13 protein-coding genes are annotated in these 14,170 nt (G+C 68.5%); 7 read left to right on the plus strand and 6 right to left on the minus strand.

Annotated features, from left to right (window positions below; genetic code table 11):
• The first annotated feature begins 65 nt into the window (after window positions 1-65).
• Complete coding sequence (locus ACIF8S_RS17410) at window positions 66-1,403, plus strand: MATE family efflux transporter (RefSeq protein ID WP_399999944.1); 1,338 nt, start codon at window positions 66-68, stop codon at window positions 1,401-1,403.
• A 105-nt stretch (window positions 1,404-1,508) separates the two neighbouring features.
• Here ACIF8S_RS17410 and rplI read toward each other — a convergent pair whose 3' ends face one another.
• The 4 genes from rplI to rpsF all read right to left on the minus strand — a co-directional run bounded on the left by rplI (window position 1,509) and on the right by rpsF (window position 3,206).
• On the minus strand, window positions 1,509-1,955 hold the full coding sequence (rplI, locus tag ACIF8S_RS17415; protein WP_399999945.1) for a 50S ribosomal protein L9: 447 nt from the start codon (window positions 1,953-1,955) through the stop codon (window positions 1,509-1,511).
• 18 nt (window positions 1,956-1,973) lie between these two features.
• Window positions 1,974-2,210 carry a 30S ribosomal protein S18 gene (gene rpsR, locus ACIF8S_RS17420; protein WP_003949403.1) on the minus strand — a complete coding sequence of 79 codons (237 nt, stop codon included), beginning with the start codon at window positions 2,208-2,210 and terminating at the stop codon, window positions 1,974-1,976.
• A 43-nt stretch (window positions 2,211-2,253) separates the two neighbouring features.
• Window positions 2,254-2,838, minus strand: coding sequence for a single-stranded DNA-binding protein (locus ACIF8S_RS17425; protein WP_399999946.1), 585 nt, complete (start codon window positions 2,836-2,838; stop codon window positions 2,254-2,256).
• Between the two features lie 77 nt (window positions 2,839-2,915).
• Window positions 2,916-3,206: a 30S ribosomal protein S6 gene (gene rpsF, locus ACIF8S_RS17430; protein ID WP_019324683.1), complete on the minus strand. Its 291-nt coding sequence runs from the start codon at window positions 3,204-3,206 to the stop codon at window positions 2,916-2,918.
• Window positions 3,207-3,520: 314 nt separating this feature from the next.
• Between rpsF and ACIF8S_RS17435 the strand changes: the two genes are divergently transcribed.
• From ACIF8S_RS17435 to ACIF8S_RS17445, 3 genes are all read left to right on the plus strand, one after another.
• On the plus strand, window positions 3,521-3,835 hold the full coding sequence (locus tag ACIF8S_RS17435) for a hypothetical protein (protein ID WP_349795648.1): 315 nt from the start codon (window positions 3,521-3,523) through the stop codon (window positions 3,833-3,835).
• 165 nt (window positions 3,836-4,000) lie between these two features.
• On the plus strand, window positions 4,001-5,122 hold the full coding sequence (femX, locus tag ACIF8S_RS17440; RefSeq protein ID WP_349795646.1) for a peptidoglycan bridge formation glycyltransferase FemX: 1,122 nt from the start codon (window positions 4,001-4,003) through the stop codon (window positions 5,120-5,122).
• 100 nt (window positions 5,123-5,222) lie between these two features.
• Entirely contained in the window at window positions 5,223-6,254 is a 1,032-nt protein-coding gene (locus tag ACIF8S_RS17445; RefSeq protein ID WP_024886248.1) for an alanine racemase, read from the plus strand.
• Between the two features lie 103 nt (window positions 6,255-6,357).
• Here the strand turns inward: ACIF8S_RS17445 and ACIF8S_RS17450 are convergent, their stop codons facing one another.
• Together ACIF8S_RS17450 and ACIF8S_RS17455 are read right to left on the minus strand one after the other, a co-directional pair.
• On the minus strand, window positions 6,358-7,866 hold the full coding sequence (locus tag ACIF8S_RS17450) for a glycosyltransferase family 87 protein (RefSeq protein ID WP_399999947.1): 1,509 nt from the start codon (window positions 7,864-7,866) through the stop codon (window positions 6,358-6,360).
• 102 nt (window positions 7,867-7,968) lie between these two features.
• Window positions 7,969-10,251, minus strand: a complete 2,283-nt coding sequence (locus tag ACIF8S_RS17455; protein WP_399999948.1) for a transglycosylase domain-containing protein — start codon at window positions 10,249-10,251, stop codon at window positions 7,969-7,971.
• 723 nt (window positions 10,252-10,974) lie between these two features.
• Between ACIF8S_RS17455 and ACIF8S_RS17460 the strand changes: the two genes are divergently transcribed.
• The 3 genes from ACIF8S_RS17460 to ACIF8S_RS17470 all read left to right on the plus strand — a co-directional run bounded on the left by ACIF8S_RS17460 (window position 10,975) and on the right by ACIF8S_RS17470 (window position 14,126).
• Window positions 10,975-11,658 (plus strand): PadR family transcriptional regulator, encoded by a 684-nt coding sequence (locus tag ACIF8S_RS17460; RefSeq protein WP_215210608.1) that lies wholly within the window; start codon window positions 10,975-10,977, stop codon window positions 11,656-11,658.
• Between the two features lie 43 nt (window positions 11,659-11,701).
• Window positions 11,702-12,784 (plus strand): inositol-3-phosphate synthase, encoded by a 1,083-nt coding sequence (locus tag ACIF8S_RS17465; RefSeq protein ID WP_349795639.1) that lies wholly within the window; start codon window positions 11,702-11,704, stop codon window positions 12,782-12,784.
• A gap of 79 nt (window positions 12,785-12,863) precedes the next feature.
• The gene (locus ACIF8S_RS17470; RefSeq protein ID WP_399999949.1) at window positions 12,864-14,126 is read left to right on the plus strand and encodes an MFS transporter; all 1,263 of its coding nucleotides are present in this window, start codon (window positions 12,864-12,866) and stop codon (window positions 14,124-14,126) included.
• Window positions 14,127-14,170 lie beyond the last annotated feature (44 nt).

The raw sequence follows: 14,170 nt of genomic DNA on the forward strand, positions 1-14,170 counted from the left end.
GAGCCACGACGTAAGGGTCACCGGCAGATTGCATCTCTTACCTGTGGATGATTAGATTGGTGCACATGACACAGGCCCCCGCGCGCCCCAGAGCCGCCCGCCGACAGCACGATCGAGAGATCGTCCTGCTGGCCGTCCCGGCCTTCGGCGCACTCGTCGCCGAGCCGCTGTTCGTGATGGCCGACAGCGCCATCGTCGGCCACCTCGGCACGGCACAGCTCGCCGGGCTCGGGGTCGCGTCAGCCCTCCTGATGACCGCCGTGAGCGTCTTCGTCTTCCTGGCCTACGCCACCACGGCGGCCGTCGCCCGGCGGGTGGGCGCCGGCGACCTTCCGTCCGCCATCCGTCAGGGCATGGACGGCATCTGGCTCGCCCTGCTGCTCGGCGCCGTCGTCATGACCGCCGTCCTCCCCACGGCGCCGGCCCTCGTGGACCTCTTCGGCGCCTCCGAGACGGCAGCCCCGTACGCCACCACGTATCTGCGCATCTCGGCGCTTGGCATCCCGGCCATGCTGATCGTGCTCGCGGCGACCGGTGTGCTCCGCGGACTGCAGAACACCCGGACCCCCCTGTACGTGGCCGTCGCCGGCTTCGTCGCCAACGGCGTCCTCAACGTCGTCCTGGTCTACGGCGCCGGCCTCGGGATCGCCGGCTCGGCCTGGGGCACCGTCATCGCCCAGTGGGGCATGGCGGCCGTATATCTGACCGTGGTCCTGCGTGGGGCACGTCGGCACGGCGCCTCGCTGCGTCCGGACGCCGCCGGCATCAGGGCCTCGGCCCAGGCGGGCGCTCCCCTCCTGGTGCGGACCCTCTCGCTGCGGGCGATCCTGCTGATCGCGACGGCCGTCGCCGCACGCCTCGGTGACACCGATATCGCAGCTCACCAGATCATCCTCTCCCTGTGGAGCCTGCTGGCGTTCGCTCTCGACGCCATCGCCATCGCCGGGCAGGCCATCATCGGGCGCTATCTGGGAGCAGGTGACGCCCAGGGTGCGCGGGACGTCTGCCGTCGCATGGTCGAGTGGGGTGTGGCGGTCGGTGTCGTCCTGGGGGCTCTGGTCGTGCTGGCCCGGCCTCTGTTCCTGCCGTTGTTCACCAGCGATGCTCTGGTGAAGGACGCCGCCCTGCCCGCCCTGGTGATCGTGGCGATCACCCAGCCCATCTGCGGCGTCGTCTTCGTCCTGGACGGCGTCCTGATGGGCGCCGGAGACGGGCGGTACCTGGCCTGGGCGATGCTGGTGACCCTCGCCGTCTTCACCCCGGCCGCCTTGCTGGTCCCCGTCCTCGGCGGCGGCCTCACGGCACTGTGGGTCACGATGATGCTCATGATGGCCGTGCGCATGCTGACCCTGTGGCTGCGTTCCCGCTCCGGCCGCTGGATCGTCACCGGCGCCGCACGCTGACGTTTCACGTGAAACACCGCGCCGGCGTCCCAGCGCACCCATGACATGGGGGCCGCATCCGGATGGATGCGGCCCCCATGCTCACTGCTTCAGCGAGCGCTGCACTCAGGCGGCGACGACCTCAAGGTTGACCTTGGCGGCAACCTCGGGGTGCAGACGCACCGACGTCTCGTGGGCGCCCAGCGTCTTGATCGGCGAGCCGAGCTCGATGCGGCGCTTGTCGACGTCGGGACCACCGGCGGCCTTGATCGCCGAGGCGATGTCGGCCGGGGTGACGGAACCGAAGAGACGACCGGCGTCGCCGGAGCGAACGGCCAGGCGGACCTTGACGCCCTCGAGCTGGGCCTTCACCTGGTTGGCCTGCTCGATGGTCTGGATCTCGTGGATCTTGCGAGCACGACGGATCTGCTCGACGTCCTTCTCGCCGCCCTTGGTCCAACGGATCGCGAGCTTCCGCGGAACCAGGTAGTTGCGAGCGTAACCGTCCTTGACGTCGACGACGTCGCCCGCGGCACCGAGACCGGTGACCTCGTGGGTGAGGATGATCTTCATGAGTCGGTCACCCTTCCCTTATCGCGCGGTGGACGTGTAGGGCAGCAGCGCCATCTCACGGCTGTTCTTGACGGCCGTGGCGACGTCACGCTGGTGCTGCGTGCAGTTGCCGGTCACGCGGCGGGCACGGATCTTGCCGCGGTCGGAAATGAACTTCCGCAGCATGTTCGTGTCCTTGTAGTCCACGTACGTGACCTTGTCCTTGCAGAATGCGCAGACCTTCTTCTTAGGCTTGCGCACAGGCGGCTTCGCCATGGTGTTTCTCCTGTGTGATCAAGAAGTGTGGGTACGGCCCGCCCTAGAAGGGGGGCTCGTCCGAGTAGCCGCCGCTGCCGCCGGAGCCACCGCCCCAGCCACCGCCGCCGCCCTGCTGGCCGCCGGCGGGAGCACCGCCGGTCGCCCACGGGTCGTCGGCGGGCGCGCCGCCGCCCTGCTGGCCGCCACCGGGGCCGCCGCCCCAGCCGCCGCCACCCTGGCCGCCGCCGCCACCGCCGCCGTAACCGCCCTGGCCACCGCGGCCGGTGGTCTTGGTGACCTTGGCCGTGGCGTTACGCAGACTGGCGCCGACTTCCTCGACGTCCAGCTCGTAGACCGTGCGCTTGACGCCCTCACGGTCCTCGTAGGACCGCTGCTTCAGCCGGCCCTGCACGATGACGCGCATGCCTCGCTGGAGCGACTCGGCGACGTTCTCCGCCGCCTGACGCCAGACGGAGCAGGTCAGGAACAGGCTCTCGCCGTCCTTCCACTCGTTCGTCTGACGGTCGAAGGTGCGGGGGGTCGACGCGACACGGAACTTCGCGACGGCCGCACCGGACGGGGTGAAGCGCAGCTCGGGGTCGTCGACAAGATTGCCGACGACCGTGATGACGGTCTCGCCTGCCATGGGGGAACCTCTCGGCGGGTTTGCTGCTGGCTGCTTGTGCTGCTACTCGGATCCCGGGATCAGCTGAGCGGAGAGGCTCAGTGGGTCTCGGGACGGAGGACCTTGGTCCGGAGGACCGACTCGTTCAGGTTCATCTGGCGGTCGAGCTCCTTGACGACCGCAGGCTCGGCCTGCAGGTCGATGACCGAGTAGATGCCCTCGGGCTTCTTCTTGATCTCGTACGAGAGACGACGACGGCCCCAGGTGTCGACCTTCTCGACCTTTCCGCCGCCGTCACGGACGACAGAGAGGAAGTTCTCGATCAGCGGGGAGACAGAGCGCTCCTCGAGATCGGGGTCGAGGATGACCATCACCTCGTAGTGACGCATGTGGAACCCACCTCCTTTGGACTCAGCGGCCACGGTCGTTCCGTGGCAGGAGGGTCGTGATGCGTTGCGCAACGATGTCTGTCAGTAGAACAGCCGCCACTGACAATCGAGCCGGGCGGCGGTCACCGGGCCGGACGGGACGGGCCGTGACCCGGTCCTGCTCCTGCCTGGCTCTGTCCGGACAGACACCGGTGCAGACGCTACAGAGTACCCGCACAGCGGCTTCCGGTTGAAATCCGGCCGTGGGGGCCGTCAATCTGTACACATCGGGTGTGTACGGCGCTACGATGCGCCGCCCATCGCAGGAGGTGCCCATGGCACAGGCATTGCGACCCAACACCGCAGGCGGACTCTTCGCCACGGACGGAAAGCCCCACCCTCTCCAGGACACGCTGCTCGCGGTGACCCTGGTGCTGGGACTCACGTCCTTCATCACGGCGCAGTTCCACCACCTGCACCTGCTCAGTTCCTGGACCGGCCTGGTGGGCATCCTCACCGGTGCGTACGGCCAGTGGATCTCGGTGACCACGCGCGAGCGCTTCGGGCTCATCGTGGGCCTCGGGGCCGCGGGCGTCGGCTTCTTCCTGGGCATGGCGCACGGCGGCCTCTTCGGTGGAGTCGTGGACTGACACCGGCACCACCCGAATCGCACATCGTCGAACGCCCCGGCCGAGGCCCGGCCGGGGCGAAGGTCCCGTGCGCCCAACCGGGCCGCACCCGCGGCGCAGTAGGCTTCGCGCGAGAGCCGGAGCCCCTGAACCCATGGGGACACACCAGCCCGAGGAGCGCCCCGAATGAGCCTGACCCTGAGGACCATCAGTCGCGAGCAGCATCTGGCGTACATCCAGAGCCTGCCGTCGGCGAGCCACATGCAGGTCCCGGCCTGGGCAGACGTCAAGGCGGAATGGCGTGCGGAGAACCTCGGCTGGTTCGACGACCGCACCGGCGAGATGGTCGGTGCCGGTCTGGTCCTCTACCGTCAGCTGCCCAAGATCAAGCGCTACCTCGCCTACCTGCCCGAGGGTCCGGTCATCAACTGGTTCTCGCCGAATCTGCAGGAGTGGATCGAGCCGATGCTCGCCCACCTGAAGCAGCAGGGCGCCTTCTCCGTGAAGATGGGCCCGCCGGTGATCATCCGGCGCTGGGAGGCCGCCACCATCAAGCGCGGCATCCAGGACCAGGACGTCAAGCGCCTGCGTGACCTGGAGGCCGACTTCATCGAGCCTCGCGCCTTCGAGGTCGCGGACAAGCTGCGCCGCATGGGATGGCAGCAGGGTGAGGACGGCGGCGCCGGCTTCGGTGACGTCCAGCCGCGCTACGTCTACCAGGTGCCGCTGGCCAACCGCTCGCTGGAAGAGGTCCACAAGAACTTCAACCAGCTGTGGCGCCGCAACATCAAGAAGGCGGAGAAGGCCGGCGTCGAGGTCGTCCAGGGCGGTTACGAGGACCTGGCCGAGTGGCAGCGGCTGTACGAGATCACGGCCGTGCGCGACCACTTCCGGCCGCGCCCGCTGTCGTACTTCCAGCGCATGTGGACGGCCCTCAACTCCGAGGACCCCAACCGCATGCGGCTGTACTTCGCCCGGCACAACGGCGTGAACCTGTCCGCGGCGACGATGCTGATCGTCGGCGGGCACGTCTGGTACTCCTACGGGGCCTCCGACAACATCGGCCGCGAGGTCCGTCCCTCGAACGCGATGCAGTGGCGGATGCTGCGCGACGCCTACGCGCTGGGCGCCACGGTGTACGACCTGCGCGGCATCTCCGACTCGCTGGACGAGACGGACCACCTCTTCGGGCTGATCCAGTTCAAGGTGGGCACCGGCGGTCAGGCGGCCGAGTACCTCGGCGAGTGGGACTTCCCGCTGAACAAGCTGCTCCACAAGGCGCTCGACATCTACATGTCGCGCCGCTGACCCGCGCTTCCGCGCGGTCTTCGTCTTCGTAGCCCGACGGCTTCGTCGCCTCCCATACCTTTGATACACCGCAGCCACGAGAAAGGTTCCAGGTCCGGCCATGGCGCTCACGCTCTACGTCGACACCGCGCGCTGGCGGGCGCATCACAAGCACGTGCAGGAGCAGTTCCCGGGGCTGGTCCCCGTCTGCAAGGGCAACGGCTACGGCTTCGGCCACGAGCGGCTCGCCGAGGAGGCCACTCGGATGGGCTCGGACGTCCTGGCGGTCGGCACGACGTACGAGGCCGCCCGGATCAAGGACTGGTTCGGCGGTGACCTGCTGGTGCTGACGCCGTACCGCCGCGGTGAGGAGCCGGTGCCGCTGCCCGACCGGGTGATCCGCTCGGTGTCGTCGGTGGACGGCGTGTACGGCCTGGTCGGTGCGCGCGTCGTCATCGAGGTCATGTCCTCGATGAAGCGGCACGGCATCAGCGAGCAGGACCTGCCCCAGCTGCACGCCGCGATAGAGAACGTCCGGCTGGAGGGCTTCGCCATCCACCTCCCGCTGGACCGCACCGACGGCTCCGATGCCGTCGAGGAGGTCATCGGCTGGATGGACCGCCTGCGGGCGGCCCGCCTGCCGCTGCACACAATGTTCGTGAGCCACTTGAAGGCCGACGAGCTCGCGCGTCTCCAGCAGCAGTTCCCGCAGACCCGCTTCCGCGCCCGGATCGGCACCCGGCTCTGGCTGGGGGACCACGAGGCCACCGAGTACCGGGGCGCGGTCCTGGACGTCACGCGCGTCACCAAGGGGGACCGGTTCGGTTACCGCCAGCAGAAGGCCGCGTCCGACGGCTACCTGGTGGTCGTGGCAGGCGGAACGTCCCACGGGGTGGGTCTGGAGGCCCCCAAGGCCCTGCACGGCGTCATGCCGCGTGCCAAGGGCGTGGCCCGCGCGGGCCTCGCGACGGTCAACCGGAACCTCTCGCCGTTCGTGTGGGGCGGCAAGCAGCGCTGGTTCGCCGAGCCGCCGCACATGCAGGTGTCCATCCTGTTCGTGCCGGCCGACGCGCCGGAGCCCAGGGTCGGCGAGGAGCTGGTGGCCCATCTGCGGCACACCACCACGCAGTTCGACCGGCTCGTCGACCGCTGACGACACGCCCGAAGGGCCGTGCAGGCAGTTGCGTGCACGGCCCTTCGGGCGTTCCGGTGGAGGTTCGGCCGGCGGCGGAGTGCCCCGCGCGGAGGCGGTTCGCTCAGAGCGAACCGCCGGTGGCTCCCGTCCGGCCCCAGTCGACCTGAGGACCCTCGAAGTGCGCCGCGTGCCGTGCCGGACGGGCCGCGGGGCCGAGCACGAACACGTCCTCGGTGCCGTCCAGCACGCCACCGGAGGGGTCGTCGTCGCCTGAGCTGCGGACCGGGTCGCGCTCCGGCATCAGGATGTCGCGGACGACCATGACGCACAGGTAGAGCGTCCCCAGCAGGTGCAAGCCGATGGCCCAGTGATAGCCGTCGGTGGGCAGGCCCTTGTGGGCGTCTCCGCTGGTCGTGTACGCGAGGTACATCCAGATGCCCAGGAAGTACGCCACCTCGCAGGCCTGCCAGATCAGGAAGTCCCGCCACTTGGGCCGGGCGAGCGCCGCCAGCGGCACGAGCCACAGCACGTACTGCGGCGAGTAGACCTTGTTGGTGAGGATGAACGCGGCGACGATCAGGAAGGCAAGCTGGGCGAAGCGCGGCCGGCGCGGAGCCGTGAGCGCCAGAGCGGCCACGCCCGCACAGCACAACAGCATCAGCAGCGTCGCGAACGTGTTGACCGTCTCCGTGCTGAGCGGATCGTCGGAGTTCTGCGCCAGGATCAGCCAGAACGACCCGAAGTCGACCCCGCGCTCCTGGCTGAACGTGTAGAACTTCGACCAGCCCTCGAAGGCGAACAGCATCACCGGAACGTTCACGACGAGCCAGGCGACGGCGGCCCCGGCGAGCGCCGTACCGAAGTGCCGCCAGCGGCCCGCGCGCCAGCACAGCATGAGCAGGGGACCGAGCAGCAGCACGGGATACAGCTTGGCGGCCGTGGCAAGGCCCAGCAGGACTCCAAAGGCGAGGGAGCGGCCCCGCGACCACATCAGCATCGCGGCGGCCGTCAGAGCGACCGCCAGCAGGTCCCAGTTGATGGTGGCCGTCAGCGCGAAGGCCGGAGCCAGGGCGACGAGCAGGCCGTCCCAGGGCCGCCGGGCGTGCGTCCGCGTCACGCACACGGCGATGACGGCCGCGCATGCCATCAGCATCCCGGCGTTGACCATCCAGTACCACTGCTCCTGGTCCTGGATGCTGCCGCTGCCGGGAGTGAGCCAGGAGGCCACCTCCATGAACACACCCGTAAGCACCGGGTACTCGAGGTACTTCATGTCCCCGGGGAGCTGGTCGAAGTACGGCACCAGTCCATCGGCGAAGCCACGCCCCTGGTAGAGGTGGGGAATGTCCGAGTAGCAGGCGTGCGTGTACTGCGAACTGGCACCGAAGAACCACGCCCCGTTGTAGCAGGGCGCCTTCTGCACCAGCCCCAGGGCGAACATGCCGATCGCCACGAGCGCGATCACCCGCACCGGGGTCCACCAGGACCTGCCGAGCAGGGCACGGCGCCCGATCGGTCCCCCGATCAGCTCACTGCCGGACGCTGCGACCCGGTCTTCCTCGGTCGGCCTCACCGGGTCCGCTTCGTGGGCGCTCGCTTGCGTCGTTTTTCCACTGGGCATGCCGCACATCCTGCCGTACCTGTCCGGTGATACGCCGAGGGCCGGCGTACCCCGTCGGGGGTACGCCGGCCCATGTTTCACGTGAAACACCCAAGTCGGGCGAGGAACGACTCAGCCGCTGCCGCCTCCGAGGAAGCCGCCGTTACCGCCGCCCCGGGGGCCTCCCGGATCCTCGGAGTCCGTCGGATCGGGGGACGAGCTCGCGCCTCCGTCGGTGCCTCCGTTGTCGCTGCCGCCCGGGCCGGTCCCGCCGTTCTCCTCCTCCTCGTCCCGGCAACGGAAGTCGAACGGCCCGCAGGTCTCGGTCTCGGTGGGCGGCGGCGGGGTGGTCACGGTCTCGGTGGGCGGCGGAGGCGCCGACGGCGTCGCCTCTTCGGTCTCTGTGACGGACGGGGACGGCGACGGAGCGCCGATGCCGTCCGCGACCTCGCCGATCTTCTCCGCCTTGGGGAATCCGGGGTCGGACTCTCCCTTGAGCGCGGCCTTCATGAACTCGGTCCACACCTCGGTGGGGATGTCACCACCGTGGATCGAGTCCTTGCCCGCCGTGCCGTTCATGGAGAGCAGCTTGTGGCTCTTGGGGTCCTCACGGAACATCGCGACCGCGGTCGACAACTGCTGGGTGTAGCCGACGAACCAGGCCGACTTGTTCTCGTCCGTGGTACCCGTCTTGCCGGCGACACGACGACCCAGGTCCTGTGCGTGGTAGCCGGTTCCGTTCTCGACGACGTTCTCGAGCACGTCGGTCACGTTGTTCGCCACGTTCTCGGGCATCGCCTGCTTGATCCGCGGCTTCTCGAAGCCGGGCAGCTCCGAGCCCTGGTGCTTGACGGCGGTCACCGAGTACGGGTCCGCCTGCTTGCCGGAGGCCGCGAACGTCGCGTACGCGTCCGCCATACGGATCGCGCTGGGCGTCGACGTACCGAGCGCGAAGGAGGCGTTCAATCCGGCGAAGCTGTCCTTCAGGATGCCGGACTTCTGCGCGACGTCCGCCACCTTCTTCATCCCCACGTCCATGCCGAGCTGCACGAACGGGGTGTTGACCGACTGCTCCATCGCCTTCCGCAGGCTGATGAAGCCCCACGGGAACGGGCCCTCGTTCTTCTGCAGGAACGGCGTCTGGTCCTTGTTGAGGACGAAGGAGCCGTCGTTGTTACGGATCTTCAGACGGTCGTTTCCGTTGTACTTACTGGCCGGCGAGAGGCCCACGCCGTCGGTCTTGTACGTGCCGTACTGCATCGCGGCGGCGAGCACGAACGGCTTCCACGTCGATCCGACCGGGATACCCGAGGTGTCCGCGTTGTTGTTGAAGTGGCCGTTCTCGAATCCGGCACCGCCGTACAGAGCGACGATCGCGCCGTCGTTGGGTTTCACCGTGGCCGCGCCGAACTGGACGTGCTGGTCCAGTTCGCGCTTCGGGTCGATGTTCTTCGACTCGACCTTCTTGACGGCCTTGGCCAGTGCCTCGACCTTGTCCTTCTCGAAGGTCGTGTAGATCTGGTAGCCGCCCTGGTCGAACTGCGCCTCCGTGATCTCGGTGTTCTTCAGCACGTAGCGCTTGGCCGTGTCGACCAGGTAGCTGATCTGTCCGGTCATACCCTTGGTCGCCTTGCGGCCCTGAGGCTCGGGGTACTTCTTGACCGCTGTCCTGTACTCGGCGTCCGAGATGCGCTCGTCGGTGTGCATCTGCTCGAGGATCCAGGCCCAGCGCTCCTCGGAACGCTCGCGGTTGGCCTCGGGCGTGGCCGAGCTGTCGATGCTCTGGTTGCCGGCCGGGTCGTAGTAGGTCGGGCCCTTGAGCAGGGCCGCGAGGAAGGCGCACTCACTGGGCGTGAGGTCGACCGCGTCCTTCCCGTAGTAGGTCTGGGCGGCGGCCTGGATTCCGTAGGCGCCACGGCCGTAGTAGGAGGTGTTGAGGTAACCCTGGAGGATCTCGTCCTTGGAGAGCTTCGTGCCCACCTTGATCGAGATGAACATCTCCTTGAACTTCCTGGAGACCGTCTGCTCCTGGGTCAGGTAGGTGTTCTTCACGAACTGCTGGGTGATCGTGGAACCGCCCTGGGTGTCGCCACCGCGCGCCATGTTGCCGAGCGCTCGGGCGATACCCATGGGGTCGATGCCGGAGTCGGTGTAGAAGCTCTTGTTCTCGGCCGAGATCACCGCCCACCGCATGGCCTCGGGGATCCGGTCGATGGTGACGTTCTGCCGGTTCTGTCCGCTGCCGGTGGCGACCATCTGGGTGCCGTTCGCCCAGTAATAGACGTTGTTCTCGGACCGCGCCGCGGCGTTCTCCTCACTGGGGACGCTCACCATCGCGTAGCCGATGCCGGCCACGGCGACGAGACCGCCGAAGAAGGCGAGGCACAGGCCGGACACGAGCTTCCACGACGGCATCCAACGGCGCCAGCCGTCCTTGTCGTAGCGCGGATAGTCGATGATCCGCTTCTTGGCGGGCGGGGCCGCGCGGCCCCGCCCCCGTGCGGGACCCGCGGCGCGGCGGGCCCCTCCCCGCTGTGCCGCGCGTCGCGCCTCGGCACGACTGCCGTACGGACGGGTCTCATCCCCCGCGCCGCGGGCACCCGACCCATAGGCATCGGACGGAGACCCGGTGGCGCCTCGCGGTGCCGCTCGGCGGCCGGAGGACGAGCCGGACTGGCCGCGTCGGGCCGCGGCACGTCCGCCTCCCTGCGGCTGCGGCGGTTTGCGACGGTGCTCGCTCATCGAACGACTACTCCTCGGGCAGGCGCAGCTCTGCGCGCCTGGAAACGGCGGCTGGTTTCCGGTCCCCCCGAAGTACGGATGCTGCGCTCGGCGCATTCACCCGTACTGCACCGGGGACAGGGACGCCCCCGGTCGTCACTCGGTTCCCAGTGGTCTGCATGGCGCACAGACTACGCACCGTCAAAACCCACCGGGCCCAGAAGTTCACCTCAAATCAGGCAACTTGCTCGCAACGAAACGGTGATGTGATCCCGTTCACCCTCCCCCCTCTTGTCGCACCCGGAAGGTCGTTCTATCGTCGTGATGTATCGAGTCGATACATCAGCACGACATAAGGGCGGCCACGCACCGCACACGAGCCCATCGCGGCGTGACGGGGGCAGAGGGGAGGCGACGATGAGCCGGCGTTCCGGAATCCTCGAATTCGCCGTACTCGGCCTGCTCCGCGAATCCCCGATGCACGGGTACGAGCTGCGCAAACGACTCAATACGTCACTGGGTGTGTTCCGCGCGTTCAGCTACGGGACGCTCTACCCCTGCCTCAAGACGCTGGTCGGCAACGGCTGGTTGATCGAGGAGCCGGGACACACCACCGAGGACGCTCTGGCCGCTCCGCTCACGGGGCGCCGCGCCAAGATCGTCTACCGGCTGACGGCTGAGGGCAAGGAGCACTTCGAACAGCTGCTCGCCCAGACGGGGCCGGACGCGTACGAGGACGAGACGTTCGCCGCGCGGTTCGCCTTCTTCGGGCAGACGTCGCGCGACGTCCGCATGCGCGTGCTCGAGGGCCGCCGCAGCCGGCTGGAGGAACGCCTCGAGAAGATGCGTGCCTCCCTGGCCCGGACCCGGGAGCGTCTCGACGACTACACGCTTGAGCTCCAGCGCCACGGGATGGAGTCCGTGGAGCGCGAAGTGCGCTGGCTGAACGAGCTCATCGAGAGCGAGCGGGCCGGACGGGACCTCAAGGGTTCCGCCGCCGGGGGGCCCGCTCAGCAGGACACCACATCTGGAGCGACGGGCGACCTGCCCCGGCCGGGGGACGACTCCCGGCCGGATACGCCCGGCGACACCGCCACGTGAGAGTCCGCAAGGGCCTCACTCGTACACACAGGGAGCAACCGGAATGGGTTCGGTTCGCGTAGCCATCGTCGGCGTGGGCAACTGCGCCGCATCGCTGGTGCAGGGAGTCGAGTACTACAAGGACGCCGACGCCGGGTCCAAGGTGCCGGGCCTGATGCACGTCCAGTTCGGCGACTACCACGTCAGCGACGTGGAGTTCGTCGCCGCCTTCGACGTGGACGCCAAGAAGGTCGGTCTCGACCTCGCGGACGCCATCGGCGCCTCCGAGAACAACACCATCAAGATCTGCGACGTCCCCAGCACCGGTGTGACGGTCCAGCGCGGCCACACGCTCGACGGTCTCGGTAAGTACTACCGGGAGACCATCGAGGAGTCCGCCGAGCAGCCGGTCGACGTCGTGCAGGTCCTCAAGGACAAGCAGGTCGACGTCCTCGTCTGCTACCTGCCCGTCGGCTCCGAGGACGCGGCGAAGTTCTACGCCCAGTGCGCCATCGACGCCAAGGTCGCCTTCGTCAACGCCCTCCCGGTCTTCATCGCCGGCACCAAGGAGTGGGCGGACAAGTTCACCGAGGCGGGCGTCCCGATCGTCGGTGACGACATCAAGTCGCAGGTCGGTGCCACCATCACGCACCGCGTCATGGCGAAGCTGTTCGAGGACCGGGGCGTCATCCTGGACCGCACGATGCAGCTGAACGTCGGCGGCAACATGGACTTCAAGAACATGCTCGAGCGTGACCGCCTCGAGTCCAAGAAAATTTCCAAGACGCAGGCCGTCACCTCGCAAATCCCCGACCGGGACCTCGGCGAGAAGAACGTCCACATCGGCCCGTCCGACTACGTCGCCTGGCTGGACGACCGCAAGTGGGCGTACGTCCGCCTCGAGGGCCGCGCCTTCGGTGACGTCCCGCTGAACCTGGAGTACAAGCTCGAGGTCTGGGACTCCCCGAACTCCGCCGGTGTCATCATCGACGCCCTGCGCGCCGCGAAGATCGCCAAGGACCGGGGCATCGGCGGCCCGATCCTCTCCGCGTCCTCGTACTTCATGAAGTCGCCGCCGGTGCAGTACTTCGACGACCAGGCCCGGGAGAACGTCGAGAAGTTCATCAAGGGCGAGGTCGAGCGCTAAGGCCTCACCCGCTGCGGGCAGTCGAGGGTCTCCGGGTCGTGTGTCCCGGAGACCCTCTTCATATGTGAGGCTGTGCCCCATGGCCGTCGTCCGTGACCTGCGCGTTCTGCTGCGCTTCCAAGGCTTCCGACGCCTGCTGGCCGTCCGGCTGCTCTCCCAGGGCGCCGACGGCGTCTTCCAGGTCGCGCTCGCCGCCTACGTCGTCTTCTCACCGGAGCGGCAGACCTCGGCCGCGGCGATCGCCTCCGCGATGGCCATCCTGCTCCTGCCGTACTCCGTGGTCGGGCCCTTCGCCGGCGTCCTGCTGGACCGCTGGCGCCGCCGCCAGGTCTTCCTGCACGGCAATCTGCTACGCGCCTTGATGGCCTCGGTGACGGCCGTCCTCATCCTCGCCCGGGTGCCCGACTGGCTCCTGTTCGTGGCCGCGCTGTGCGTCACCGGCGTCAACCGATTCGTGCTCGCCGGACTGTCCGCCGCGCTGCCCCGCGTGGTGGACGCCGAGCGGCTCGTCATCGCCAACTCCCTCTCGCCGACCGCCGGAACCCTCGCCGCGACCGCGGGCGGCGGTCTGGCCTTCGTCGTCCGGCTGGTCGTCGCCGACTCCGACGCCGCCGTGGTGCTCGTGGGTGCCGCGCTCTACCTGTGCGCGGCGCTGGCGGCCCTGCGCATCGCCAAGGAGGCCCTCGGACCGGACCGGGCCTTGGTACACCCCCGGTTGTCCGCGGCTCTCTCCGGCACCGCCGGCGATCTGGCCGCCGGCGTGCGGCACCTGGCGGCCCCCCAACGCAGGAACGCCGCCTGGGCACTCACGGGGATGTTCCTCATGCGTTTCTGCTACGGCGCGATGCTCGTGATGCTGCTGATGCTCTGCCGGTATCACCTGACGTCGACCACGGACGAGGGACTCGCGTTGCTGGGGCTGGCGTTGGGCGTGTCCGGCGCCGGCTTCTTCGCCGCAGCCGTGCTGACGCCGTGGGCCGCGGGACGGCTGGGACCTGGCCGTTGGATCGTGGCGTGTGCCGCGGCGGCGGCCGTGCTGGAGCCGGCGTTCGGTCTGCCCTTCGCCTCCGGCCCCCTGCTGGCGGGGGCGTTCGTACTCGGCGTGACGACCCAGGGCGCGAAGATCGCCACCGACAGCATCGTCCAGGCTTTTGTGGACGATGAGTTCCGCGGCCGGATCTTCTCGGTGTACGACGTGTTGTTCAACGTGGCGTTCGTCGGCGCGGCTGCCGTGGCCGCCCTGATGCTCCCTCCGGACGGCCGCTCGGTCCCGCTGGTGGTAACAATTGCCGTTATCTACGGAGCGGTTGTGGCGACTATGTCCCGGTTTGAGCGCCAGTAAGTGTCACATCAGTGCCACAGCGGCTGAACTTGCTTCAGAGTCGT

Origin of the sequence: Streptomyces sp. NPDC085937 (assembly GCF_044540535.1) — a bacterium.
Classification (GTDB): Bacteria; Actinomycetota; Actinomycetes; order Streptomycetales; family Streptomycetaceae; genus Streptomyces.

Excerpts from the sequence above, each read along its gene's own strand:
- ACIF8S_RS17450 (WP_399999947.1), bottom strand. The coding sequence starts at position 7,866 with ATGTGCGGCATGCCCAGTGGAAAAACGACGCAAGCGAGCGCCCACGAA.
- ACIF8S_RS17445 (WP_024886248.1), top strand. The coding sequence starts at position 5,223 with ATGGCGCTCACGCTCTACGTCGACACCGCGCGCTGGCGGGCGCATCAC.
- ACIF8S_RS17425 (WP_399999946.1), bottom strand. The coding sequence starts at position 2,838 with ATGGCAGGCGAGACCGTCATCACGGTCGTCGGCAATCTTGTCGACGAC.
- ACIF8S_RS17470 (WP_399999949.1), top strand. The coding sequence starts at position 12,864 with ATGGCCGTCGTCCGTGACCTGCGCGTTCTGCTGCGCTTCCAAGGCTTC.
- ACIF8S_RS17460 (WP_215210608.1), top strand. The coding sequence starts at position 10,975 with ATGAGCCGGCGTTCCGGAATCCTCGAATTCGCCGTACTCGGCCTGCTC.
- ACIF8S_RS17455 (WP_399999948.1), bottom strand. The coding sequence starts at position 10,251 with ATGCCGTCGTGGAAGCTCGTGTCCGGCCTGTGCCTCGCCTTCTTCGGC.
- ACIF8S_RS17465 (WP_349795639.1), top strand. The coding sequence starts at position 11,702 with ATGGGTTCGGTTCGCGTAGCCATCGTCGGCGTGGGCAACTGCGCCGCA.
- rpsF (WP_019324683.1), bottom strand. The coding sequence starts at position 3,206 with ATGCGTCACTACGAGGTGATGGTCATCCTCGACCCCGATCTCGAGGAG.
- ACIF8S_RS17410 (WP_399999944.1), top strand. The coding sequence starts at position 66 with ATGACACAGGCCCCCGCGCGCCCCAGAGCCGCCCGCCGACAGCACGAT.
- femX (WP_349795646.1), top strand. The coding sequence starts at position 4,001 with ATGAGCCTGACCCTGAGGACCATCAGTCGCGAGCAGCATCTGGCGTAC.
- rpsR (WP_003949403.1), bottom strand. The coding sequence starts at position 2,210 with ATGGCGAAGCCGCCTGTGCGCAAGCCTAAGAAGAAGGTCTGCGCATTC.
- rplI (WP_399999945.1), bottom strand. The coding sequence starts at position 1,955 with ATGAAGATCATCCTCACCCACGAGGTCACCGGTCTCGGTGCCGCGGGC.
- ACIF8S_RS17435 (WP_349795648.1), top strand. The coding sequence starts at position 3,521 with ATGGCACAGGCATTGCGACCCAACACCGCAGGCGGACTCTTCGCCACG.